Source organism: Thauera sp. GDN1, assembly GCF_029223545.1.
GTDB lineage: Bacteria > Pseudomonadota > Gammaproteobacteria > Burkholderiales > Rhodocyclaceae > Thauera.
On record NZ_CP097870.1, the window covers coordinates 402,730 to 426,631 of the forward strand.

Consider the following 23,902-nt stretch of genomic DNA (forward strand, 5'->3'; position numbering starts at 1 on the left):
TTAGGCGGTCTCGCTGCCGACAACCGAAAGGGAATACCATCCGGGCAACATATGCACGCAGTGATGGAAGCTTGCTCGATGGCCCTCAACCAGAACCCCGAACAACGCGCCCGCGACAAGATCGACGCACAGCTCACTGCCGCCGGTTGGGTAGTGCAGGCCAAGACGAAGATCGACTTCAGCGCGGGCATCGGTGTGGCCGTGCGCGAATACCAGACCAGCGTCGGCCCTGCCGACTACATCCTGTTCGTCGAGGGCAAGCCGGTCGGCGTGATCGAGGCCAAGCCCGAGACCGCCGGTCATCACATCACTGCCGTCGAGGACCAGACCGAGGGCTATGCCAGCGCCCGGCTGAAATGGGTCAAGGCCGGCGAGCCGCTGCGCTTCCTCTATGAGGCCACCGGCGTCATCACCCGCTTCACCGATGCCCGCGATCCCAAGCCGCGTTCCCGCGAGGTGTTCAGCTTCCATCGCCCGGAAACCCTGCGTGAATGGCTCGGCCAGACCGCCACTCTGCGTGCGCGCCTGCAAGGCATGCCGCTACTCAACCCGGACGAGCGGCCGGCCAGTGAGCTCCGTCTGCGCGACTGCCAGGAGAAGGCAATCGGCAAACTCGAGGAGTCTTTCAGGGAGGGCAAGCCGCGCGCGCTGATCCAGATGGCCACCGGTGCCGGCAAGACCTACACCGCCATCACCGCCATCTACCGTCTGCTCAAGTACGCTGGCGCCAGGCGAGTGCTGTTCCTGGTCGATACCAGGAACCTTGGCGAACAGGCCGAGCAGGAAATGATGAGCTATCTGCCCATCGACGACCCCCGCAAGTTCACCGAGCTGTACCCGGTTCAGCGCCTCAAGTCCTCCTACATCGCCAGAGACAGCCTGGTCTGCATCAGCACCATCCAGCGCATGTACGCCATCCTCAAGGGCGAGGAGCTGGACGAGACGCTGGAGGAGCGCAGCCCGGCCGAGCAGCTGACCCAGCCGAAGAAGCCGATGCCGGTGGCCTACAACCCGGCCATCCCGCCGGAGTTCTTCGACTTCATCTTCATCGACGAATGCCACCGCTCCATCTACAACCTCTGGCAACAAGTGCTCGACTACTTCGATGCCAGCCTGATCGGCCTCACCGCCACCCCGGACAACCGCACCTACGGCTTCTTCAGGAAGAACGTGGTCAGCGACTACAGCCACGAGAAGGCGGTGGCTGATGGCGTCAACGTCGGCAACGAGGTCTACCTGATCGAAACCGCCGTCACCAAGCAAGGCGGCCAGCTCAAGGCCGAACAGCAGGTCGAGCGGCGCGAGCGCCTGACCCGCCGCAAACGCTGGGAGCAGCAGGACGAGGACGAGGCCTACAGCGGCACACAGCTCGACCGCGACATCGTCAGCCCCGACCAGATCCGCACCGTCATCCGCACGTTCCGCGACAGGCTGCCGGAGATCTTCCCCGACCGCGTTGAAGCCGATGGTCATTACCAGGTGCCCAAGACGTTGATCTTCGCCAAGACCGACGGCCATGCCGACGACATCATCCAGTGCGTGCGCGAGGAATTCGGCGAAGGCAACGCCTTCTGCAAGAAGGTCACCTACCGGGTCGCCGATGGGCGCAAGGATGCCGAGGGCAACATCGTCGAGGAAGGCGAAGACCCCCGCTCGGTGCTCGCCCAGTTCCGCAACGAGTACAACCCGCGCATCGCCGTCACCGTGGACATGATCGCCACCGGCACCGACGTGAAGCCGCTGGAGTGCCTGCTGTTCATGCGCGACGTGAAGAGCCGCAACTACTTCGAGCAGATGAAGGGCCGCGGCACCCGCACCCTCGACAAGGACGACCTGCAGAAAGTCTCCTCGGCAGCCAAGACCGCCAAGACCCACTACGTCATCGTCGATGCCATCGGTGTCACCAAGTCGCTGAAGACCGCCAGCCAGCCGCTGATCACCAAGCCCAGCGTGCCGCTCAAGGATCTCGCCATGGGCGTGATGATGGGCGCCAGCGACAGCGATACCGTCAGTTCGCTGGCCGGCCGGCTGGCGCGGCTGGCCAAGCAACTGGAGCCCGCCGACCACAAGAAGCTGGAAGCGCATACCGGCGGCAAGCCACTCAGCCATATCGTCGCCGGGCTGTTCAACGCCATCGACGCCGACCGGGTCGAAGCGCGCGCCCTGGAGCTGGCTGGCATGCCAGTGGGCAGCGATCCGGGCGAGGCACTGCGCGACCAGGCCCAGGCCGAGCTGGTCAAGCAGGCGGCCAAGGTGCTCAACGGCGAACTGATCGAGCTGATCGACCGCATCCGCCGCGAGCGCGAGCAGATCATCGACCACGACACCCTGGACGAGGTGCTACATGCCGGCTGGCAAGCTGACAGCGTCGAGGTGGCTCGCCAGCAGACCGAAGACTTCGCCGCCTGGCTGCAGGCGCACCGCGACGAGCTGGAAGCACTGACCATCTACTTCAACGTGCCGCAGCGCCGCCGCGAAGTCACCTTCGAGCAGTTGCGCGCGGTGCTCGACGCGCTCAAGGCTGACCGCCCCAAGCTGGCGCCGCTGCATGTCTGGCATGCCTATGCCCGGCTGGAAGACTACAAGGGCAAGCACCCGGTCAGCGACCTCACCGCGCTGGTAGCGCTGATCCGCCGCGCCTGCGGGCTGGACGACAAACTGACGCCCTTCGAGGAGACGGTGGCGCGCAACTTCAAGACCTGGATCTTCAAGCGCCACGCCGGCAAGGGCGAGAAGTTCAACGAGCAGCAGATGGAGTGGCTGCAGATGATCCGCGACCACATCGCCAGCTCGGTACATATCGACACCGACGCGCTAGACTTCGCGCCCTTCGACCGCGCGGGCGGGCTGGGCGAGTTCTATGAGCAGTTCGGCGACGACTATGAAGCGGTGCTGGATGAGATCAATGAGGCGTTGGTGGCGTGATGAGTGAATCGCTGGATAATGAGCTGACAGAAAAGCAACCACTACCAAGTGGCTGGGTGAAGCTAAAGCTCAGCGGTGCAATAGAGCCTCGCGGAGAAAAAGTTAGCCCAGAAAGCTTTCCAGATTTGCCTTTTATAGGCATGGATCATGTAGAGGCGCACACCACTAAAATCATCGGCTCCGTTCCGGCGCGGGAGATGAAAAGTAATGCTGCGCGCTTTTACGCAGGCGACGTCCTGTACGGCCGACTGCGCCCTTACCTCAACAAGATTGCACAACCAAAAAGTGACGGACTTGCTTCTGCAGAGTTTATAGTTTTCCCCGAAAATGAGTTAATCAAAAGCTCCTTCCTGAAATATCGCCTGAATGCCCGTGATTTTGTCAGATTCGCCAACCATTTGAACGAAGGCGACAGACCAAGGGTAAGCTTCGAACAGATTGGTGATTTCGACTTACTTATCCCGCCAGCACCTGAGCAGGGCCGAATTACCAACAAACTCGAAGAACTGTTCTCCGAACTGGACAAAGGCGTGGAAACCCTGCGCACCGCCCAGCAACAACTCAAGGTCTACCGCCAGGCCCTGCTCAAGCACGCCTTCGAGGGCAAGCTGACCGCCGAGTGGCGGGCGCGGAATCCCGACAAGCTGGAAAGCGCCGAAGCGCCGCTGGCGCGCATTCAGCAGAAGCGCGAGGCACGCTATCAGCAGCAGTTGGCGGAATGGGAAGAAGCGCAGCAGGCCTGGGAAGCCGCCGGCAGGACCGGCAGCAAGCCGGCCAAGCCCAAGGAGCCGAAAGCGCTGCCGCCGCTGACGGCCGAGGAGCTGGCAGAGTTGCCGGAACTTCCGGAGGGATGGGTTTATGTCAAGGCTGAGGCTATCAGCGACTTCATCACGAAGGGCACGACCCCTGGAAAGGAACTACTGTTTGATGGGACTGGGGAAATCCCATTCATAAAAGTCTACAACCTCACCAAAACCGGGACTTTAGACTTCACGGTGTCTCCCACTTTTGTCAGCCAAGACACCCACAACGGCTTCCTGGCGAGATCCAAGGTTTATCCCGGCGACGTTCTAATGAACATTGTCGGCCCCCCGCTTGGCAAGGTCTCGATTGTCCCTGAGACCTATCCGGAGTGGAATATTAACCAAGCGATTGCCATTTACCGAAGCGAGCTAATTCAAAACAAGCTGCTGGCCGCATTCCTGTCGAGCGAGATCAATGTCCGCCGCATGATGAGCAAATCAAAAGCCACGGCAGGCCAGTTCAACCTGACACTCGAAATATGCCGAGATACCATCATTCCGCTTTGTGGCGCCAAAGAGCAGGAGCAGCTTTCCCGGCTGCTGGATGAAAAGCTCTCCAACCTCGAGCAACTCGAAAAAACCATCGCCAACTCCATGCAACAGGCCGAAGCCCTGCGCCAGTCCATCCTGAAAAAGGCCTTCTCCGGCCAACTGGTGCCACAGAACCCCGACGACGAGCCGGCCAGCGCGCTGCTGGAGCGCATCCGCGCCGAACGCGCCGCCCAACCGCCCACCGCAAGGCGCGGGCGCCAGCGCAGGGCTGAGGCATGACCCCGGACCATCTGGCCCAACTGCTGCGCGGCGGCGAAGGGCTGACCGTCGAGTTCAAGCGCGCCCGCGAGGCGCTCAACCGCGACATCTACGAGACCATCTGCGCCTTCCTCAACCAGCGCGGCGGCACCCTGGTGCTGGGCGCGGCGGATGACGGCCAGGTGACCGGCATCGCCCCCGAGGCGCTGGCGCAGATGCGCAAGGATCTGGCCAACACCCTGCACAACCCGCAGAAGATCAACCCACCCATGCCGCTGGTGCCCGAGCCGGTGGCGCTGGACGGGCAGACCCTGCTGGTGCTGAGCGTGCCGGAAAGCTCGCAGGTACACAGCTGCAACAACCGCATCTTCAGCCGCAACGAGGATGGCGATTTCGACATCACCGGCCATGGGCAACTACTGGCCGAGCTGTACCTGCGCAAGCAGGTCGGCTACAGCGAAAACCGCATCTTTCCCCATATCCGCCTGAACGACCTGCGCAGCGATCTGATCGAGCGGGTGCGCCGCAACGTGCGCCTGCAACGCGCCGGCCACCCCTGGGCCGAGCTGGACGACCTGGAGCTGCTGAAAAGCGCCCGCCTGTACCAGCGCGACTACCAGACCGGGGCCGAAGGCATCTCCATGGCCGGCGCCCTGCTGTTCGGCCGTGACGAGGTGGTGCTGGGCGTGGTCCCGCACCATCGCACCGACGCCATCCTGCGCGTGCATGACCTGGACCGCTACGACGACCGCGACGATATCCGCACCAACCTGCTGGAAAGCTACGACCGGCTGATGGCCTTCGTGAACAAGCACATTGCCGACCCCTTCTATCTGGAGGGCAACCGGCGCGTCAGCCTGCGCGACCGCATCTTCCGCGAGGTGGTAGCCAACCTGCTGATCCACCGCGAATACCTCAACCCCTTCCCGGCCAAGCTGATCATCCAGCGCGACCGGGTGATCACCGAGAACAGCAACAACCCGCACGGCCTGGGCCTGCTGCGCCCCGACGACTTCGCTCCCTCGCCGAAGAACCCGGCCATCGCCCGCGTGTTCCGCGAGATGCAGTGGGCGGAGGAGCTGGGCTCCGGCGTGCGCAACCTGTTCAAGTACGCCCGCGCCTTCGGCGGGCACGACCCGATCCTGCGCGAGGAGTCGATCTTTCGGGTGACGGTGATGCTGCCAACCCTGCCGATTAGTGCGACAGCCAGCCAGGCTGGCGTCAAGCCGCAGCCAGAGTCAGGGGCAGAGTCAGGGGCAGAGTCAGGGGCAGAGTCAGGGGCAGAGTCAGGGGCAGAGTCGCAGGCGCGCCGCGTGCTGGCGGCCTTGAGCGCAGGCGCGCTAGGCAAGGCCGAGCTGGCCAGCCGGCTCGCCCTGCCGTCGGTCAGCGGCGCGCTGAACCGCAGCATACGCAGTCTGCTCGACGCCGGCCTGATCGAATACACCCTGCCCGACAAGCCCAACAGCCGTTTGCAAAAATACCGCCTGACCGCCGCCGGCCGGGCGCAACTGAATTCCCAGGACTGACCTATTCATGAGCACCGATGCCATCGTCTCCAAAGTCTGGAGCTTCTGTACCACCCTGCGCGACGACGGCGTGGGCTACGGCGACTATCTGGAGCAGCTGACCTACCTGATCTTCCTGAAGATGGCCGACGAATACGCAAGGCCGCCCCACAGGCGCGACATCGGCATTCCCAAAGGCCACGACTGGGCAAGCCTGCTGGATAAGCGCGGCGCCGAACTGGAAGTGCATTACGTCACCACGCTGATGCGGCTCGGCGGCAGTGCGGGCATGCTCGGGCAGATCTTCACCAAGGCGCAGAACAAGATCCAGGACCCGGCCAAGCTGAGCCGGCTGATCAGCATGATCGACGAAACGCGCTGGGTGAAGCTCGGCGCCGACGTGAAGGGCGACATCTACGAGGGCCTGCTGGAGAAGAATGCCGAGGACACCAAGTCCGGCGCCGGCCAGTACTTCACCCCGCGCGCGCTGATCCGCGCCATGGTCGAGTGCGTGCGCCCCGCGCCGGGCAAGACCATCGCCGACCCCGCCTGCGGCACCGGCGGTTTCTTCCTCGCCGCCTATGACTTCCTGGCCGCCAACCCGGCGCTGGACAAGGAACAGAAAGCCTTCCTCAAGAACTCGACCTTCCACGGCAACGAGATCGTCGCCAGCACCCGCCGCCTGTGCCTGATGAACATGCTGCTGCACAACATCGGCGAGATCGACGGCCAGAGCACGATCTCCCCCAACGATGCGCTGATTGCCGACGATGGCCGGCGCTTCGACTATGTGCTGGCCAACCCGCCGTTCGGCAAGAAAAGCTCGATGAGCTTCACCAACGCCGAGGGCGAGGAAGAAACCGACGAGCTGACCTACAACCGTCAGGATTTCTGGGCGACCACCTCGAACAAGCAGCTCAACTTCCTGCAACACATCCGCAGCATGCTCAGGACCACCGGCCAGGCGGCCGTGGTGCTGCCGGACAACGTGCTGTTCGAGGGCGGCGCCGGCGAGACGGTGCGCAGGAAGCTGCTGGAAACCACCGAGCTGCACACCATCCTGCGCCTGCCGACCGGCATCTTCTACGCCCAGGGTGTGAAGGCCAACGTGCTGTTCTTCGACAACAAGCCGGCGCGCAAGGAGTCGTGGACGCGGGAGGTGTGGATCTACGACTACCGCACCAACATCCACCACACGCTGAAGAAGAAGCCGCTGCGCTTCGAGGATCTGCAGGATTTCATCGCCTGCTACCACCCGGCGAACCGTCACGCGCGCCAGGAAACCTGGCACGAGACGAAAAACCCGGAAGGCCGTTGGCGCAAGTACGGTCTCGAGCAGATCCTCGCCCGCGACAAGACCAGCCTCGACATCTTCTGGCTCAAGGACAAGTCGCTGGCCGACCTGGAGAACCTGCCGGAGCCGGATGACCTGGCCGAGGAGATCATCGAGAACATCGAGGCGGGTCTGAACAGCTTCCGGGAGATCCTCAAGGGCTTGGCCTAGAAGCGGGCCAGGGGCCGCACGGAGCGTCCGGACCTGCACCCGGCGACGGTGCTGAGGCCTGGGCGGAGGTTTTCGAGCGCCGCATGGCGCGGCCATGCGCCCGCGCGCGTCAGAGCGTGTCGAGCCTGCCGAGGTAGTGCGCCGCCTGCGCCAGGGTGGCGGCGCGCTCCGCTTCATCCATCTTCGCCCACGCCTTGTAGGGCATCGCCATGCGCGGGTTGCGCGCGAAGCGGGCCTGGTGACGGAGCAGGAAGTCCCAGTACAGGCTGTTGAAGGGGCAGGCGGGCTCGCCGCTCTTGCCGACATCGCGGCCATGGCGGCGCCTTGGGTCGTAGGCGCAGGCCTTGCAGTAGTCCGACTGCTTTCCGATGTAGCTCGCCGCACCGGCGTAGGGCTTGCTGGCGATCACGCCGCCGTCGGCGAACTGGCTCATGCCGCGGGTATTGGGCATCTCCACCCACTCGAAGGCGTCGGCGTAGATGCCCAGGTACCAGGCGTCGACCGCGTCCGGGTCGCAGCCGGCGAGCAGCGCGAAGTTGCCGGTGATCATCAGGCGCTGGATGTGGTGGGCGTAGGCCGTGTCCAGCGACTGGCCGATGGCGTAGCGCAGGCAGGCCATCTTCGTGTCGCCGGTCCAGTACCAGCCTGGCAGCGGACGTCGCGCATCGAGCGCGTTGCCCTGCGCATAGCCGGGCATGCGCGCCCAATACACCCCGCGCACGAATTCCCGCCAGCCCAGGATCTGGCGCACGAAGCCCTCGCAGCTCGCCAGCTCTACCTTGCCCGCCTGCCAGGCCCCGACCGCGGCATCGATGAGTTCGCGCGGATGCAGCAGCTTGATGTTGAGCGCGAACGAGAGCCCGGAGTGGAACAGCGTGGTCGAGCGCGTGCTCATCGCGTCCTGGTAGGGGCCGAACCAGGGCAGGGCGTGTTCGACGAAGTGCGCCAGGCCGGTGCGCGCCTCGCGGCGAGTCAGCGGCCAGCGTACCCGCTCGGCGTGCGGCGTGCCGATGGTCTGCACGCCGGCAGCGATGATCTCGTCCCAGAGCGTCGTCAGGTCGTGGCCGCCCCACGGCCACTCCGGCGCAGGCGGATCGCCCGGCCACTTCTCGCGATTCTGCGCGTCGAAGTTCCACACCCCGCCCACCGGGCCGTCCTCGGCATCGACCAGGATGCGGTGGCGGCGGCGCATGTCGCGGTAGAAGAACTCCATGCGCGGCACCTTGGCGGCGAAGCGCTGAGCGAGCTCGACGCGGTCGGCGAGGAAGTGTTCGCTGCCGACCACCGCATGCGGCAGGGCCAGCGTCTGCGCGGCTTCGTCCAGCAAGCGCTCCACCCGCCACTCGTCGGCCTCCATGCGCTCGAAGCGCGTTGCGCCGCATTCGGCCGCCACCTGCGCCAGGTTGGCGGCGAAGGCCTGGCGGTTGTCGGCGTCGCCGATCTTCAGGTAGCGCACCCGGTGGCCGGCGGCCTCCAGCGCGGCGGCAAAGGCGCGCATCGCAGCGAAGATCGCCAGCACCTTCTGCGCGTGGTGGCGCACGTAGTCGGTCTCGCTGCGCACCTCCATCATCAGGTAGAGCACGTCGGCGCGCGGGACGCGGAACCAGGAATGGGCGGCGTTGAGCTGGTCGCCGAGGATGAGGCGGAGGGTGGTCATGGGTGAGCGCGGGGGCGTTGAGTTGCGCCGCTGGAGGATCGAAGCGGCCGAGCAGGCGGCTCTGCCAGGGGCCGTGAAACCGATGTGTCTGCGATGCACCGTGGGCCGCATGGTTCCCGCTGTCGCAGATCGTTCGCATAGGTGCTCAGGGCGGCGGGCGGAAGTCTCGGTTCGGCCATGATCCGCCACTCGGACCACAAAGCCCCCTGCTGTTCGAGTGACCCGTCCGACTCCAGAGAGCTGCAACGGTTGGCGCGTTGCGCGCCCCGGGGGCGCTTCTAGATCGCGCGCAAGCGTTCGGTCAGTGCATCGCCGACGTGCTGCATGAAGGCGCGCACCCGGGCCGTCTGCCGCAGATCGGGGTGCGTCAGCATCCAGATCGGTGCAGCCAGTTCGGGAATCGGCTCGGACACGGGTACCAGATCAGGGTTGGCGGTTTCCATGAAGGTGGGGAGCACGCCGACGCCGATGCCGGTACGCAACATGGCGGCGGTTGCGTTGAAGATATCCACGCGGACCCTGACGCGGGCGTGTTCCATCTGCGCGCGCATCCAGCGGTCGTAGATGCGGTCCTGCTGGTTCTTTTCGAAGGCGACCCAGGGCGCATCGCGCACCAATGCCGGGAGGGGCTGCACGGATTGCGGCAGCCCGGGCGCGCCGCGACGGGCATAGACGCGGCACTGCGTCACGCCCAGGTTGCGCCCGACGAGGTGTTCGGAAACCTGGCCCGACATGCGCAGCGCCACGTCCGCCTCCCGCTGCGCCAGGCTCTGGCCGACGAGCTCCGGCCGCCTGCACGACAGGTCGACGAGATACGCGTTCTCGGACACCTCGACCTCGATGCCGGGATAGGCACGGGCGAAGTCGGCCAGCGGCGCGGGCAGCAGGTGCTCCATGATGACGAAGGCGGTCGTGACCTGCAGCAGCCCGGTGAGTTCGCGATCACGGCCCAGGATCTGGCGCTCGATCTCGTCCACCCGGTCAGCCATGTGGCGCGCGTGCGCCAGCACGGTCTGTCCGGCGTCGGTGGGCGCGTAGCCGCTTCGCTTGCGTTCGAACAGGCGCGTGCCGAGCTTCGCCTCCAGCGCGTCGAGCCGGCGCAGCACGGTCGTGTGGTTGACGCCGAGCAGGCGTGAGGCGCCCGCCAGCGAGCCTGTTTCGCCCACTGCAAGCGCGTGCCTGAGGTCACTCCATTCCAGATCGGGCATGACAAGGTCTCCGCAAGGACTTTGCAAATTCGCAAAGTTCGTTCGCAGTTTGCCCAATTGTGTGCGCAGATGTCGATTGCCAAAATGCAGGCACTGCCGATCCGGAGGTCCCCATGAACATCATCAACCTGCCTCGCATCGCGCTCGCCCCGGCGTTCGAGAAGTCCGCGCCGCGGTCCGCGACTTCCCCTGTGAGCTGGATGGAACGCCTCGCCGCGTGGGCGGACCGGCGGCCGCAGCATCACCGCCTGGGCAGCTGGACGGCTGTGGGAATCGCAGCGCCGTCCAGCGCTGCGTCGGCGGACGCGCGCGCCGCGCGTTGAGCGGGCGCGGCACCTGCTTGCCTGCATCCAGCTCGTCGAGGGCCGACTGGATTCCTGTCTTCGGGGCGGAATGACCTCGGAAAGGTTTTGTGCGTCATGCTTGCAGGATAGTAAATGCGGCTTCTGCGGCCTTTGCTTTGTCCGGCAACATCCGTCGCCGATCGTTCTTTTCGGTTGTCGAGCGATCCACCGGGTGCTCACTGCGCCGCCCGCCCTGGCAGGGATGTCCGCCGGGGATCCCGAGGGCGTTCGGATGCTGCGGTCCGCCCGGGCTGTGGTCCGCCCGGGCTGGCGACCCTCGCGCCCGACCGCTACCATCCCCGCCCATGACCGCCGCGCCCGAACTCGACGTCTTCTCCTGCCCGCTCGACGGCATCCGCCTGGTCGAGGCCTCGGCCGGCACCGGCAAGACCTGGAACATCTGCGGCCTCTACCTGCGCCTGCTGCTCGAGCGTGCGCTGCCGGTGGAGTCGCTGCTGGTCGTCACCTTCACCAAGGCGGCGACCGCCGAGCTGTCCGGGCGCATCCGCGAGCGCATCGTCGAGACCCTGCAGGTGCTCGACGGCGGCACGCCGGGGGCGGATCCCTTCGTGCCCCAGCTGCTCGCGCATCTCGCCGCCGCCGGCCACGCGCAGGAACAGCTCGCCACCCGCCTGCGCCTGGCGCTGCAGACCTTCGACGAGGCGGCGATCTTCACCATCCACGGCTTCTGCCAGCGCGCGCTCGCCGACACGCCCTTCGCCGCCGGCCTGCCCTACGAGCTCGAGCTGGTCGAGGACGACAGCGCGCTGCGCCTCGAAGCCACGCAGGATTTCTGGCGGCGCGAGGTCGCCGGCGGCGGGCTGCCGCCGCTGCTCGCCGCGCACCTGCTGCAGTCCGGCGACAGCCCCGAGGCCTGGGCCGAGATCCTGAAGCGCCACATGGCGCGGCCGTGCGCGCGCGCCCTGTGGGATGCGGAGACCGATGAGGACGAGGTCGCGGCCGGCGCTTCGGCTTCGGTAGCGCTGGAGGCCGCGAGCGATGGCGCGGAAGCGGTGGACGCTGCCTGCGTCGGTGCCGGCCTTCGTGGCGACGAGGCGCGTCTGCACTCGGCCTACGCCGCGGCGTGTGCCGCCGCCGGCACGCTCGGCGACGCGCGCGCCGCGGTCGAAGCCGCGTTCGGCGGCCTCAACGCCAACAGCTACTCGCCCGAGTCGGTCGCCAAGGCCGCCCGGCAATGGGCCGACTGGCTGGGGGCCGGCGATGCGCTGCATCCGCTGGCGGGCGAAAAGGACAACAAGCTCGCGCTGCTCGCCGCCGACGCGCTCGCCAGGCGCACCACGGCCGCCGGCCGCAAGAGCGGCATCGCCCCGCCGCGCCACGCCTTCTTCGAGCTCGCCGCCGAGCTGCTCGCCGCCCGCGCCACGGTCGATGCGCAATGCGCGAGCGCGCGCCTGCGCCTGCTGCGCCGCTTCGTCGAGCGCACCACCGCCGAACTGCGCCGGCGCAAGGCCGAGCGCCGCCAGATCGCCTTCGACGACATCCTGTGGAACGCGCACCGCGCCCTGCATTCGGGCGACCAGCCCTGGCTCGCCGCGGCGCTGCATGCGCGCTACCCGGTGGCGCTGATCGACGAGTTCCAGGACACCGATCCGCTGCAATTCGGGATCTTCGACCGCATCTACCGCGCAGAGGACCGCCACGGCACGCTGTTCCTGGTCGGCGACCCCAAGCAGGCGATCTACAGCTTCCGCAGCGCCGACCTGTTCACCTACCTCGCCGCGCGCGAGCGCACCGACGCGCGCTACACGCTGCGCCACAACCAGCGCTCGGCCCCCGCGCTGATCGAAGCCTGCAACCGCCTGTTCGGCGCCAACCCGGCGGTGTTCATGATGGACGGGCTGGACTATATCCACGTCGGCGCCGGCAGCCGGCCGCGCAAGCCGCTGGTCGACGACACGGCGGCGCGGGAGGTGCCGCCGCTGCAGCTGTGGCGCATCCCGCACGACGAGACACCCGGGGACGAGGAGGGGAGCGAGGACGAGGAGGCGGGTGGCGGCACCCGGCTGCCGCGTGCCATCGCCATGCAGCGCGCGGCGCAGGCCAGCGCGGCCGAGATCGCCCGCCTGCTCGCCGCCGGTGCCGCGGGCAGCATCCGCATCGGCGAGCGCCCGCTCGCCCCCGCCGACATCGCGGTGCTGGTGCGCAGCCACGGCCAGGGCGCGCGCATGCGCCGGGCGCTGGCGGCCTTCGGCGTCGGCAGCGTCGAGCTGTCGCAGGCCAGCGTGTATCACACCGACGATGCCGAGGAACTCGAACGCGTGCTGCTGGCGATCGCCGAGCCGCTGCGCGAGCGCCGCGTCAAGGCCGCGCTCGCCACCACCGCGATGGGCCACGACGCCGCCGCGCTCGCCCGCCTGGCCGCCGACGAGGCCGCGCTGCTCGCCACCCTGGACGCCTTCGCGCGCTGGCGCGAGCTGTGGCTGACGCGCGGCTTCGGCGTGATGCTGCGGCAGTGGATGAGCGACGAGGGCGTCGCCGCCCGCCTGCTCGCCCGCCCCGACGGCGAGCGCCGCCTCACCAATCTGATGCACCTGGCCGAGTTGCTGCAGCAGGACGCCGGCGGCGCCACGCCGGAGGTGCTGCTGCGCACGCTCGCCGGCCGCCGCGCCGACGGCAAGGGCGGCGAGGCCACCCAGCTGCGGCTCGAGTCCGACCGCAACCTGGTGCAGATCGTCACCGTCCACCGCGCCAAGGGCCTGGAGTACGGCATCGTGTTCTGTCCCTTCCTGTTCGACGGCTACGCGCGCAAGGGCGACGAGGGGCCGATGCGCGCCTGGCACGACGAGGACGGCGAGCTGGTGCTCGACTACCGCGCCGGCGCCTCCGCGGACAAGGCGGTCAAGGCGCGCATCCGCCACGAGCAGCAGGCCGAGGACCTGCGCCTGATCTACGTCGCGCTGACGCGCGCGGTGCATCGCTGCTACCTGGTGGTCGGCAGCTACGCCAGCAAGAGCTTCGGCCGGATCAGCCACACCGAGGCCGGCCGCAGCCTGCTCAACTGGATGGTGGCCGGCGCCGGCATGGACGCCGAGGCCTGGGCCGCGCACAAGCCCACGCCCGCCGGCACCGATGCGCACTGGCGTGCGCTGGTGGCGGCGAGCACGGTGGACGGGCAGCCGGTGATGGCGGTGGACGATCTCCCCGGGGGCGACGGCGCCGCGCTGCCCGCGCCCGACACCGCCGGCCAGCGCCCGCGCGCCCAGCGCCCGCCGCCGCTGCCGGCGGGCTGGCGCATCGGCAGCTTCAGCGCGCTGCTGTCGGGCGCCGCCCACGAGCGCGCGGCGCAGGACCATGACGCGAGCGCGCTGCCGGCCGCGGAGATCCGGCTGCTGGCGGGAGAGGAGCCGGACGGCGCGCTCGATTCGCGGGCAAGCCCGCTCCCACGGAATCTGCCGCTGCAGGGCGCTGGGTTGCAGGCAGCTTCGCCGCAGCCGGTGGCGGCCGACGACATCCTGCGCTTCCCGCGCGGCCCCGCCGCCGGCGACTGCATGCATGCGATGTTCGAGGCCGCCGATTTCACCGACCCGGCGAGCTGGGAGGCCGCGATCGCGCGCGCGCTGGCGGCCCATCCGCAGCGCCTGGCGGACGAAGGGTGGCGGGCGTGGGGGGGGGCTGCCGCGCGCGCAGGCGAGGACGGCGGCGAGGCGCGGCTCGCGCGCATGCTGCGCGGCCTGCTGGCGGACGTGCTCGCCACGCCCCTGCTGGCGGCCGATGAAGCATGCGCGGCGCTGCGCCTGGACAGCGTCCCGAACGGCCGCCGCCTGGTCGAGCTCGGCTTCCACCTGCCCGCGCCGCGACTGACGGCGGCGCAGCTCAACGCCTGGCTGGCGGCGCGGGGCTACGGCGTGCCGCGGCTGGCCTTCGCCGATCTCGACGGCTACCTCAAGGGCTTCATCGACCTGGTGTTCGAGCACGACGGCCGCTTCTGGGTGCTGGACTGGAAGTCCAACCACCTCGGCGACCGCCCGGAGGACTACGCGCCGGCGCGCCTGGAGGCGGCGATGCAGGCCCACGGCTATCACCTGCAGCACCTGCTGTACACCGTGGCCCTGCACCGCCACCTCGGCCGCAGCCTGGCGGGCTACGACTACGACCGGCACTTCGGCGGCGTGCTCTACCTCTTCGTGCGCGGCGTGCGCCCGGGCTGGCGGGTGGACGGCCGGCCCGCCGGCGTGTTCCACCACCGCTGCCCCGCCGCCACCCTGCATGCGCTCGACGCCCTGCTCGCCGGCCGGGACGAGCCGATCGCGGAGGCGGTCGCATGAACGATCTTGCCGACGGCTTCACGCGCCACCTGCTCGACTGGGCGGCAAGCCTCGGGGCACCGGCCGACAGCCTGGCGCTGCTCGACCGCGTCGCCCGACGCCTGGCGCTGGCGACCGGTGCCGGCCATGTCTGCGTGCCGCTCGCCGCGTTCGTCGCGCCGGAACCCTCCGCGCTGGAGGACGACTTCCCGCGCCCGGACGACGAAGCGCCGCCCGCGTGGGACGAGGGCGGATTCGCCGATGCCGGGCTTGCGGGCGGAGGCGCGGCGCTCGCCGACCTGCGCCGGCGGCTGCTCGCCAGCGCCGTCGTGATCGAGGCGGAGCAGGCCGTGCCCGGGCGCTCGGCGCATCCGCTGGTGGTGGACGCGGGCGATCGCCTCTACCTGCGCCGGCATTTCGACCAGGAGCGCGCGCTGGCGGCGGCGCTGGTGGCGCGGGGGCAGGGCGCCGACTTCGTCGAGGGCGTGGCGGTGGCCGGGGGGGCTGTCCTCGTCGAGGGCCAGGCGGGCGCCCGAGGTGTTCCGGGTACGGAGGGGGCGACAGTGCGCCCGGCCTTGCTCGACACCCTGTTCCCGCCGCGCTCCGCTTCGGCGCCGGACTGGCAGAAGTGCGCGGTGATGCTGGCGCTGCAGGGCCGGCTCACCGTCATCAGCGGCGGGCCCGGCACCGGCAAGACCACCACCGTCGCCGCCTTGCTCGCCTGCCTGCTGGAGGCGCAGCCGGGCCTGCGCATCGCGCTCGCCGCGCCCACCGGCAAGGCCGCCGCACGCATGCTCGAGGCCCTGCGCCAGCGCGCGCAGACGCTGCCCGCGGCGCTCGTCGCCCGCCTGCCCGCGGAGGCCCACACCGTGCATCGCCTGCTCGGCGTCACCCCCGAACCCGGCCGCTTCCGCCATCACGCCGGCAATCCGCTGGCGGTGGATGTGCTGGTGGTCGACGAGGCCTCGATGCTCGACCTCGCACTCGCCACCCGCCTGGTCGACGCCCTGCCGCCCACCGCCCGCCTGGTGCTGCTCGGCGACAAGGACCAGCTCGCCGCGGTCGAGGCCGGCGCGGTGTTCGCCGAGCTGTCGGCGGAATGCGTGTTCAGCGCGCCGATGCGCGCCCGGCTGGGGCTGGGGCTGGGGAGCGAGGCCGCGGGTACCGCGCCTCCGCAAGCAGCCGGCCCTGGAAGCGTGGACCTTGTGGGAGCGGACCTTGTGGGAGCGGGCGTGCCCGCGAACGGGGTCACCGAGCCTTCGTTCGCGGGCACGCCCGCTCCCATGGGGTCCCCGCCTGCCGCGGGCGCGACGGGCGGCGTGCTGGCGGACTGCGTGGTCTGGCTCACCGAGAGCCACCGCTTCCGCGCCGACTCCGGCATCGGCCGGCTGGCGACCGACATCCGCGCCGGGCGCGGCGAGGCGGCGCTGGCCTGGCTGGGCGCCGGGCAGGATGCCTCCGCGGAGTGGATCGAGGATGCGGAGGCGCGGCCCGCTGCGGCGACGCTGGCGCGCATCGAGGCCGGCTTCGCCGCCTACTTCGAACTGCTGCGCGCCGGACCCGGTGGTGCGCCCGGCGTCGATGTCGCCGCCGCGATGGGCGCCTTCGAGCGCTTCCGCGTGCTGGTCGCGGTGCGCGAGGGCGGGCGCGGGCTGGGCGCGCTCAACGCCTGGCTGGAGGCGCGCCTGCGCGCCGTGCTCGGCCTTGCGCCCGATCGCAGCGCGGGCGGACGCTGGTATCCCGGGCGGCCGGTGATCGTGCTCGCCAACGACTACCTGCTCGGCCTCTTCAACGGCGACATCGGCCTGTGCCTGCCGGACGAGACCGGGGCGCTGCGGGTGTTCTTCCCGGCGGCCGACGGCGGCTTCCGCGCGATCGCGCCGCTGCGCCTGCCGGCGCACGACACCGCCTTTGCGCTGACGGTGCACAAGAGCCAGGGCTCGGAGTTCGAGGAGGTGGTGCTGGTGTTGCCGGCGCAGCCGCTGCGGGTGCTGACGCGCGAGCTCATCTACACCGGCGTCACCCGGGCGGCGAAGAAGGTGACCGTGGCGGGCGCGGGCGCGGTGTTCGTCGCCGGCTGCGCGGCGCGCACGGTGCGCGCCTCCGGCCTGCGCGACCGCATGCGCGAGGCGGCGCACCGGGCCTGAGCGGACGCGGCACAGGCCCGGTGCGCACCCGCCTTGCCGGCCGGACCGCCGCGGCCGATGCCAGCAGCGCGCGAATCCGTTACCCTGCGGCCTGTACCCTTTTCATGCGCCGTCCGGCGCCTGCGCCATGGCCCAGCCCACCCTCAAGCAACGCAAGACCTTCGCCCTGATCCGCATCCTCGGCGGCATGGTCGCCGCCCTCTACCTGAGCTTCGTCGTGGTCAGCAACGTGCTGGCCGGTGTGCCCTTCGAGGGCAGCCTGGTGTTCACCGCGCTGATCGCCGTGGTCGGCTACGCCTATGCGGCCTGGTACCTGCGCGACCTGTCGGCGGTGGCGCGCGAGGAGCGCGGCGAGCGATGAGGCGATGCGCGGCGGCGTGCAGCGCGTGACGATGCGCGGGCGGTCGGTGCCGGCCACGTCGGACGCATCCTGCGCGCCGAAGCGATGCCGGCGCGTCGCGTGAATTCCCGTTGAGCGCCCATCCATGAGCCCGCGCGTCCGCAAGTCGCCGCTTGCCCGTGCGCTGCAGCGCGCCGCGACCTCGATGACCCGCCACGCCTTCCACGCCGGCGCGAAGGCGGCGGGCAAGGCAGTGGCGCGCACGGTCGACGCGATGGCGGCGCCGTATCGGCCGCCGCCCGGCGCCGGCGACTGGATCGCCGGCCAGGCCATCGGGCCGGCCGGGCTGCGCCGCTTCTTCCTGTTCCGCCCCGCCGGCGTGCGTGACGACGAGCGCCTGCCGCTGCTGGTGATGCTGCACGGCTGCGGCCAGACCGCGGCGAGCTTCGCGCGCAGCACGCGCATGAACCGGCTCGCCGCGCGCGAGCGCTTCCTGGTGCTGTACCCGGAGCAGGACCGGACTGCCAACCCGCAGGGGTGCTGGAACTGGTACGACACCCGCAACTACCACGCCGATGCGGAGGCCGCGACACTGATGGCGGCGATCGACCAGGCCTGCCTGCTGTATCCGGTGGACCGCGACGCGGTGGCGGTGGCCGGGCTGTCGGCCGGGGCGAGCATGGCAGGCCTGCTGGCGGTCGCTCATCCGCAGCGTTTCCGTGCGCTGGCGATGCATGCGGGCGTGCCGCCCGGGCATGCGCATTCCGCGGCCGGTGCGCTGGCCGCGATGCATGGGCGCCGTCTGCCGGCGGCCGAGTTAGCCCGCGCCGGCACGCATGCGCTGGCGCCAGACGGGGGGCCGGGGAACTGGCCGCCGCTGCTGGTCGTCCATGGTCGCGACGACCTCGTGGTCTCGCCGCGCAATGCCCGGGCCGCGGCGGCGCAGTGGGCGGCGGCGCTCGGTGCCGTGCCCGGCGAGGCGCGCCTCGTCCAGCGCGGTGCGCGCCGGGCGATGACGGTCACCGATTTCAGCCGCGGGCGGCAGTTGTGCGTGCGTCTGTGCGAGGTCGATGGCCTGGGCCATGCCTGGAGCGGCGGACAGGCCGGCGAAGCGTTCAGCGATGCGAGCGGGCCGGACGCCTCGCGCCTGATCTGGCGCTTCGTGGCGGCGCAGCTGCCGGGCGCGGAGGGCGTGCGGCGGCGGGCGCGGGCTTGAAGGCGCCGAGGGGCGAGGAAGGGATGAGGGCGGGAGGCGTCCGCGCGAGCGCGGCGCCATGACGGCAGGAAAGGAGTCGATACGGTGAATGAGAGGTTCGGAGCTTGCGGTGCCCGGCTGCGCGCTGCGCTGCGCCTGCTCGGGCTGCCCCTGCTGCTGGCGCTGCACGCGCTCGTGCCGGCAGCGGTGGCGGGCGAGCGCATCACGGTGGCGGCGGCCTCCGACCTCAAGTTCGCGCTCGACGAGATCGTGGCGGACTTCCGCCGCGCGCATCCCGAAGGAACGGTCGATGTCGTCTACGGCTCCTCGGGCAAGTTCGCCACCCAGATCCGCCAGGGCGGTCCCTTCGATCTCTACTTCTCCGCCGACATCGCCTACCCGCGCGCGCTCGAGGCCGAAGGCCTGGCGCTGGGCCCGACCCGGCCCTATGCGGTGGGACGCATCGTGCTGTGGAGCCGCAGCCGCGATGCCAGCGCGCTGCGCCTGCAGGACCTCGCCGACCCGGCCATCGGCCGCATCGCGATCGCCAACCCGCGCCACGCGCCCTATGGCAAGCGCGCGGAAGAGGCGCTGCGCGCCGCCGGGGTGTGGGAGGCGGTGCAGCCGCGCCTGGTGCAGGGCGAGAACATCGCCCAGACCGCGCAGTTCGTGCAGACCGGCAACGCCACGGTCGGCATCATCGCACTGTCGCTGGCGCTCAATCCGGCGCTCGCCGCGCAGGGCGGCCACCACCTGATCGATGCCGCGCTGCACGCGCCGCTGGAGCAGGGCTTCATCCTTACCCGCAAGGCCGAGGGCAAGGTGCTCGCGGCCGCCTTCGCCGACTACATCGGCACGGAGGCCGCGCGTGCGGTGCTGCGGCGCTACGGTTTCGAACTGCCCCCGGATTGACCGCTCGCGGCCGTCACGCCGCGGCACCGCGCTTTCCCGGCGGGCGGGCGGCGCGGCACAATGGGGCCCTGGCCGTCCCGACGGCGCGTCCCTGCCGATGACCCTTCCGCCCCATGCCCTCCCTGACTAGCGCCGACTGGTCCGCCGTCTGGCTCACCTTCAAGCTCGCCACGGTCAGCACCGTGATCCTGCTGCTGGTCGGCACGCCGATCGCGTGGTGGCTGGCGCGCACGCGCTCGCAATGGAAGGGCGTGGTCGGCGCGGTGGTGGCGCTGCCGCTGGTGCTGCCGCCGACGGTGATCGGCTTCTACCTGCTGGTGGCGATGGGGCCCGAGGGGCCGGTCGGCCGGCTGACCGAGGCGCTCGGCATCGGCCTGCTGCCGTTTTCCTTCGCCGGCCTGGTGGTGGGCTCGGTGATCTACTCGCTGCCCTTCGTCGTGCAGCCGGTGCACAACGCCTTCGAGGCCATCGGCCGCCGCCCGCTGGAGGTCGCCGCCACGCTGCGCGCCGGACCCTGGGACAGCTTCTTCGCGGTTGCGCTGCCGCTGGCGCGCCCGGGCTTCGTCACCGCGACCATCCTCGGTTTCGCGCACACGGTGGGCGAGTTCGGCGTGGTGCTGATGATCGGCGGCAACATCCCGGACAGCACGCGGGTGGTGTCGGTGGCGATCTACGACCACGTCGAGGCGCTGGAATACGCCGAGGCGCACTGGCTGTCGGCCGGCATGCTGGTGTTCAGCTTCCTCGTGCTGCTGGCGCTGTACGGCCGGGGGCGACAGGCGGGTGGAGGGCTGGGCTGATGGCGGAGGTCGGCATCCGCGCCTGCTTCGAGGTCGTCTTCCCCGGCTTTCGCCTCGACGTCGACCTCGACCTGCCCGGGCGCGGCGTCACCGCCCTGTTCGGCCACTCCGGCTCGGGCAAGACCACGCTGCTGCGCTGCGTCGCCGGACTGGAGCCGGCGGCGCGCGGGCGGCTGGTGGTCAATGGCGAGTGCTGGCAGGACGACGCGCGCGGCGTATGCGTGCCCACCCACCGCCGCGCGCTCGGCTACGTGTTCCAGGAGGCGAGCCTGTTCCCGCACCTGTCGGTGCGGCGCAACCTCGAGTTCGGCCTGCGCCGCATCCCGGCCGCGGCGCGCAGGGTGTCGCTGGCGCAGGCCACCACGCTGCTCGGCATCGACCATCTGCTCGAGCGCATGCCGGATCGCCTGTCCGGCGGCGAGCGCCAGCGCGTCGGCATGGCGCGCGCGCTGCTCACCAGCCCGCGCATCCTGCTCATGGACGAACCCCTCGCCGCGCTCGACCACCGCCGCAAGCAGGAGATCCTGCCCTACCTCGAGCGCCTGCACGACGAGCTCGACATCCCGGTGCTCTACGTCAGCCACTCGCCCGACGAGGTCGTGCGCCTGGCCGACCACGTGGTCATGCTCGGCGAGGGCAAGGTGATGGCCGCCGGCGAACTGCACGCCACCATGGCGCGGCTCGACCTGCCCACCGCCTTCACCGAGGATGCCGGCGTGGTCATCGACGGCACGGTGGCCGCGCACGACGACCACTACCACCTCACCCGGCTCGACTTTCCCGGCGGCGCGGTGTGGGTGCAGCGCCAGGCGGTGGCGCTCGGCCGCCGCCTGCGCTTTCGCATCCACGCCCGCGACGTCAGCCTCGCCGACCACCAGGTCGAGGGCACCAGCATCCAGAACCTGCTGCCGGCGACGGTCACCGAGGTGGTCGGCGCCGATTCGCCGGCCCACGTGCTGGTGGGACTGGATGCCGGCGGCACCGCGCTGATCGCCCGCATCACCCGCCGCGCCGCCGAGCAGCTGGTGCTGCGCCCGGGGCGGCGCATGTGGGCGCAGATCAAGTCGGTGGCCCTGCTGGGGTAAGGGTGTGCGGCGCGGGCGCCGGGACTCGCCTCATGTAATGCGCGGATGCGATGATGCCGGTCCCGACCGACATGGATCCCCCGATGAGCGACAAACTTCCCCTGCGCGCCCGCAACTTCCCGTCTGCCGAGGACGAGGCCAGGGCCGCCCAACCGCAGGGCCGCTACGACGGCCCCGGCAGTTCCTTCCGCATGGCCTTTACCGACACCGAGTTCCTGCTGCGCGAGGAGTTGCGCCCGGTGCGGCTGCAGCTCGAACTGCTGAAGGCCGAGCTGGTGCAGCAGGAGCAGGGTGTCGAATCGACAGTGGTGGTGTTCGGCAGCGCGCGCTTCAAGGCGCCGGAGGTGGCGGCGCAGATGCTCGACGATGCGGTGGCGAGCCGCGACGAGGCGGCCATCCGGCGCGCGCAGCAGATGGTGAAGAACGCGCGCTGGTACGAGGAAGCGCGCCGCTTCGGCGAGCTGGTCACGCGCGAGGCGGACGCGCTAGGCGAGCCGGTGATCGTCGCCACCGGCGGCGGACCGGGGATCATGGAGGCGGGCAACCGCGGCGCCTTCGAGGCCGGCGGGCGCAGCATGGGGATGAGCATCTTCCTGCCCTTCGAGGAGGCGCCCAACCCCTACATCACGCCCGAGCTGTGCTTCCAGTTCCACTACTTCGCGATCCGCAAGATGCACTTCCTGATGCGCGCGGTGGCGCTGGTGAGCTTCCCCGGCGGGCTGGGCACGCTCGACGAGCTGTTCGAGGTGCTCACGCTGACCCAGACGCGCAAGATCCGCCGCCGTCCGATCGTGCTGATCGGGCGCGACTTCTGGCAGCGCCTGATCGACTTCGACGTGCTGGTCGAGCACGGCGTGATCAGCCCCGAGGACAAGAACCTGTTCCACTACGCCGAGACTGCCGAGGAGGCCTGGGACGCGATCAAGGCCGCCTACAGCGGCGACAATCCCGCGCTGACGGCGCGGCAGCTGAAAGGCAATTGAGGGGCAGGCGCCGCGCAGCGGGGCGCCCGTGGTGCACGCGCAGCGTGGCGAAACATGGCAGCCGTCTCAGAGCATCTTCCCAGGGTTGAGGATGTTCTTCGGATCGAGCGTCTGCTTCAGCGCCCGCATCAGCGCCAGCTCGGCCTCGCTGCGCGAGTAGTGCAGCCAGTCGCGCTTCAGGGTGCCGATGCCGTGTTCGGCCGAGATCGAGCCGCCGTAGCCGCGCACCACCGAATACACCGCGTCCTCGATGCGCATCAGGCTGTCGTGGTCGGCCGGCACCTTGCACACCACCACGTGCAGGTTGCCGTCGCCGACATGGCCGAAGAACAGCGCCTTGAGCGCGGGCCAGTCGCGGTCGAGGTTCTCGCGGATGCGCGCGGCGCACTCGCCGATCTGTGCGATCGGCACCGAGACGTCGAAGTTCAGCGTCGGCGCGTAGTCGCGCAGCACCTCGGCGACGCCGTCGCGGATCGCCCAGAAGGATTCGGCTTCGGCCACCGACTGTGCCACCGCGCCGTCGAGGATCCAGCCGGCCTCGATCGCTTGCTCCAGCATGGCCTCGAAGCGGCCGGCGTCGGTCTCGGGCTGGCCGCAGTGCATGTCGATCAGCACATACACCGGATAGCCGGTGTCGAGCGGCGCGCGCAGCTTGCCGGCGTCGACGGCGGTGACGAGGTAGTCGTTCCACATGATCTCGAAGGCGCTCACCTGGCCCGACAGGCTCTGCTGCGCGTGGCGCAGGAAGCGCAAGGCAGCGGGGTAGTCCTGGAGCGCGACCACCGCGGTGCTGACGCCCCTGGGCAGCGGCTGGAGCTTGAACACCACCCTGGTGACGATGCCGAGCACGCCCTCGCTGCCGATGAACAGGTGCTTCAGGTCCATGCCGGCGTTGTTCTTGACCATCTGGTTGAGCATGCTCAGCACCGTGCCGTCGGCGAGCACCACCTCGAGCCCGAGCACCAGGTCGCGGGTGTTGCCGTAGCGGATCACGCGGTTGCCGCCGGCGTTGGTGGCGACGTTGCCGCCCACCTGGCACGAGCCGCGTGCGCCGAGGTCGACCGCGAGCAACGCGCCGGCGTCGCGGCAGGCCTCCTGCACCGTCTGCAGGATCGCGCCGGCCTCGACGATCACCGTGCCCGAATCGACGTCGATGCGCTCGATGCGGTTCATGCGCTCGAGCGAGACGACGACCTCGCCGCCGGCCGGCACCGCGCCGCCGACCAGGCCGGTGAGCCCGCCCTGCGGCACCACCGCCTGGCCGTGGGCGTGGCAGATCGCCAGCATGCGCGACAGCTCCTCGGTGCTGCGCGGGCGCAGGATCGCCAGCGGCTGGCCGCCGGCACAGCCGCTCCAGTCCTGCAGGTATTTCGGGCTGGCGTCGCCGGGGAGCACGTCGGCGCCGAAGGCGACGGTCAGTGATTCCAGCGCGGCAGGGGAAGTGGCGTTCAGGGCAGTCATCGGCTTGGTTCTCCGGCG

At 69.8% G+C, this 23,902-nt stretch carries 16 protein-coding genes; 13 read left to right on the plus strand and 3 right to left on the minus strand.

The features are described from left to right. Positions 1 to 78: 78 nt before the first annotated feature. Genes CKCBHOJB_RS01835 through CKCBHOJB_RS01850 form a run of 4 tightly spaced genes read left to right on the plus strand, consistent with a single transcriptional unit; the run spans position 79 to position 7,487 of the window. Positions 79 to 2,925 (plus strand): type I restriction-modification enzyme R subunit C-terminal domain-containing protein, encoded by a 2,847-nt coding sequence (locus tag CKCBHOJB_RS01835; protein ID WP_281050335.1) that lies wholly within the window; start codon positions 79 to 81, stop codon positions 2,923 to 2,925. Further along, positions 2,925 to 4,499: a restriction endonuclease subunit S gene (locus CKCBHOJB_RS01840; RefSeq protein WP_281050336.1), complete on the plus strand. Its 1,575-nt coding sequence runs from the start codon at positions 2,925 to 2,927 to the stop codon at positions 4,497 to 4,499. Before CKCBHOJB_RS01835 ends, CKCBHOJB_RS01840 begins: the two co-directional genes overlap by 1 nt. Further along, a complete protein-coding gene (locus CKCBHOJB_RS01845) occupies positions 4,496 to 6,004 on the plus strand; it encodes an RNA-binding domain-containing protein (protein WP_281050337.1) in 1,509 nt (502 codons plus the stop codon). The genes CKCBHOJB_RS01840 and CKCBHOJB_RS01845 overlap by 4 nt, the downstream gene beginning before the upstream one ends. A gap of 7 nt (positions 6,005 to 6,011) precedes the next feature. Continuing rightward, positions 6,012 to 7,487, plus strand: coding sequence for a class I SAM-dependent DNA methyltransferase (locus tag CKCBHOJB_RS01850; protein ID WP_281050338.1), 1,476 nt, complete (start codon positions 6,012 to 6,014; stop codon positions 7,485 to 7,487). A gap of 109 nt (positions 7,488 to 7,596) precedes the next feature. Here the strand turns inward: CKCBHOJB_RS01850 and CKCBHOJB_RS01855 are convergent, their stop codons facing one another. Both CKCBHOJB_RS01855 and CKCBHOJB_RS01860 read right to left on the minus strand, forming a co-directional pair. After that, positions 7,597 to 9,144: a cryptochrome/photolyase family protein gene (locus tag CKCBHOJB_RS01855; protein ID WP_281050339.1), complete on the minus strand. Its 1,548-nt coding sequence runs from the start codon at positions 9,142 to 9,144 to the stop codon at positions 7,597 to 7,599. A gap of 278 nt (positions 9,145 to 9,422) precedes the next feature. Next, entirely contained in the window at positions 9,423 to 10,352 is a 930-nt protein-coding gene (locus CKCBHOJB_RS01860; protein WP_281050340.1) for a LysR family transcriptional regulator, read from the minus strand. 113 nt (positions 10,353 to 10,465) lie between these two features. Here CKCBHOJB_RS01860 and CKCBHOJB_RS01865 point away from each other — a divergent pair, with 113 nt between their 5' ends. From CKCBHOJB_RS01865 to CKCBHOJB_RS01905, 9 genes are all read left to right on the plus strand, one after another. Continuing rightward, positions 10,466 to 10,675, plus strand: a complete 210-nt coding sequence (locus CKCBHOJB_RS01865; RefSeq protein WP_281050341.1) for a hypothetical protein — start codon at positions 10,466 to 10,468, stop codon at positions 10,673 to 10,675. Positions 10,676 to 11,001: 326 nt separating this feature from the next. Beyond that, positions 11,002 to 14,982 (plus strand): UvrD-helicase domain-containing protein, encoded by a 3,981-nt coding sequence (locus tag CKCBHOJB_RS01870; protein ID WP_281050342.1) that lies wholly within the window; start codon positions 11,002 to 11,004, stop codon positions 14,980 to 14,982. After that, positions 14,979 to 17,108, plus strand: coding sequence for an AAA family ATPase (locus CKCBHOJB_RS01875; RefSeq protein WP_281050343.1), 2,130 nt, complete (start codon positions 14,979 to 14,981; stop codon positions 17,106 to 17,108). The genes CKCBHOJB_RS01870 and CKCBHOJB_RS01875 overlap by 4 nt, the downstream gene beginning before the upstream one ends. Before the next feature lie 127 nt (positions 17,109 to 17,235). Next, the gene (locus CKCBHOJB_RS01880; RefSeq protein ID WP_281050344.1) at positions 17,236 to 17,469 is read left to right on the plus strand and encodes a hypothetical protein; all 234 of its coding nucleotides are present in this window, start codon (positions 17,236 to 17,238) and stop codon (positions 17,467 to 17,469) included. 124 nt (positions 17,470 to 17,593) lie between these two features. Beyond that, a complete protein-coding gene (locus CKCBHOJB_RS01885) occupies positions 17,594 to 18,664 on the plus strand; it encodes a PHB depolymerase family esterase (protein WP_281050345.1) in 1,071 nt (356 codons plus the stop codon). 84 nt (positions 18,665 to 18,748) lie between these two features. Further along, positions 18,749 to 19,555, plus strand: a complete 807-nt coding sequence (gene modA / locus CKCBHOJB_RS01890) for a molybdate ABC transporter substrate-binding protein (protein ID WP_281050346.1) — start codon at positions 18,749 to 18,751, stop codon at positions 19,553 to 19,555. A gap of 113 nt (positions 19,556 to 19,668) precedes the next feature. After that, positions 19,669 to 20,355, plus strand: a complete 687-nt coding sequence (gene modB, locus CKCBHOJB_RS01895) for a molybdate ABC transporter permease subunit (RefSeq protein ID WP_281050347.1) — start codon at positions 19,669 to 19,671, stop codon at positions 20,353 to 20,355. Further along, a complete protein-coding gene (modC, locus tag CKCBHOJB_RS01900; protein WP_281050348.1) occupies positions 20,355 to 21,440 on the plus strand; it encodes a molybdenum ABC transporter ATP-binding protein in 1,086 nt (361 codons plus the stop codon). The genes modB and modC overlap by 1 nt, the downstream gene beginning before the upstream one ends. Before the next feature lie 83 nt (positions 21,441 to 21,523). After that, positions 21,524 to 22,423 carry an LOG family protein gene (locus CKCBHOJB_RS01905; RefSeq protein WP_281050349.1) on the plus strand — a complete coding sequence of 300 codons (900 nt, stop codon included), beginning with the start codon at positions 21,524 to 21,526 and terminating at the stop codon, positions 22,421 to 22,423. Between the two features lie 66 nt (positions 22,424 to 22,489). Here the strand turns inward: CKCBHOJB_RS01905 and CKCBHOJB_RS01910 are convergent, their stop codons facing one another. After that, complete coding sequence (locus CKCBHOJB_RS01910) at positions 22,490 to 23,884, minus strand: FAD-binding oxidoreductase (protein WP_281050350.1); 1,395 nt, start codon at positions 23,882 to 23,884, stop codon at positions 22,490 to 22,492. Positions 23,885 to 23,902: the final 18 nt, after the last annotated feature.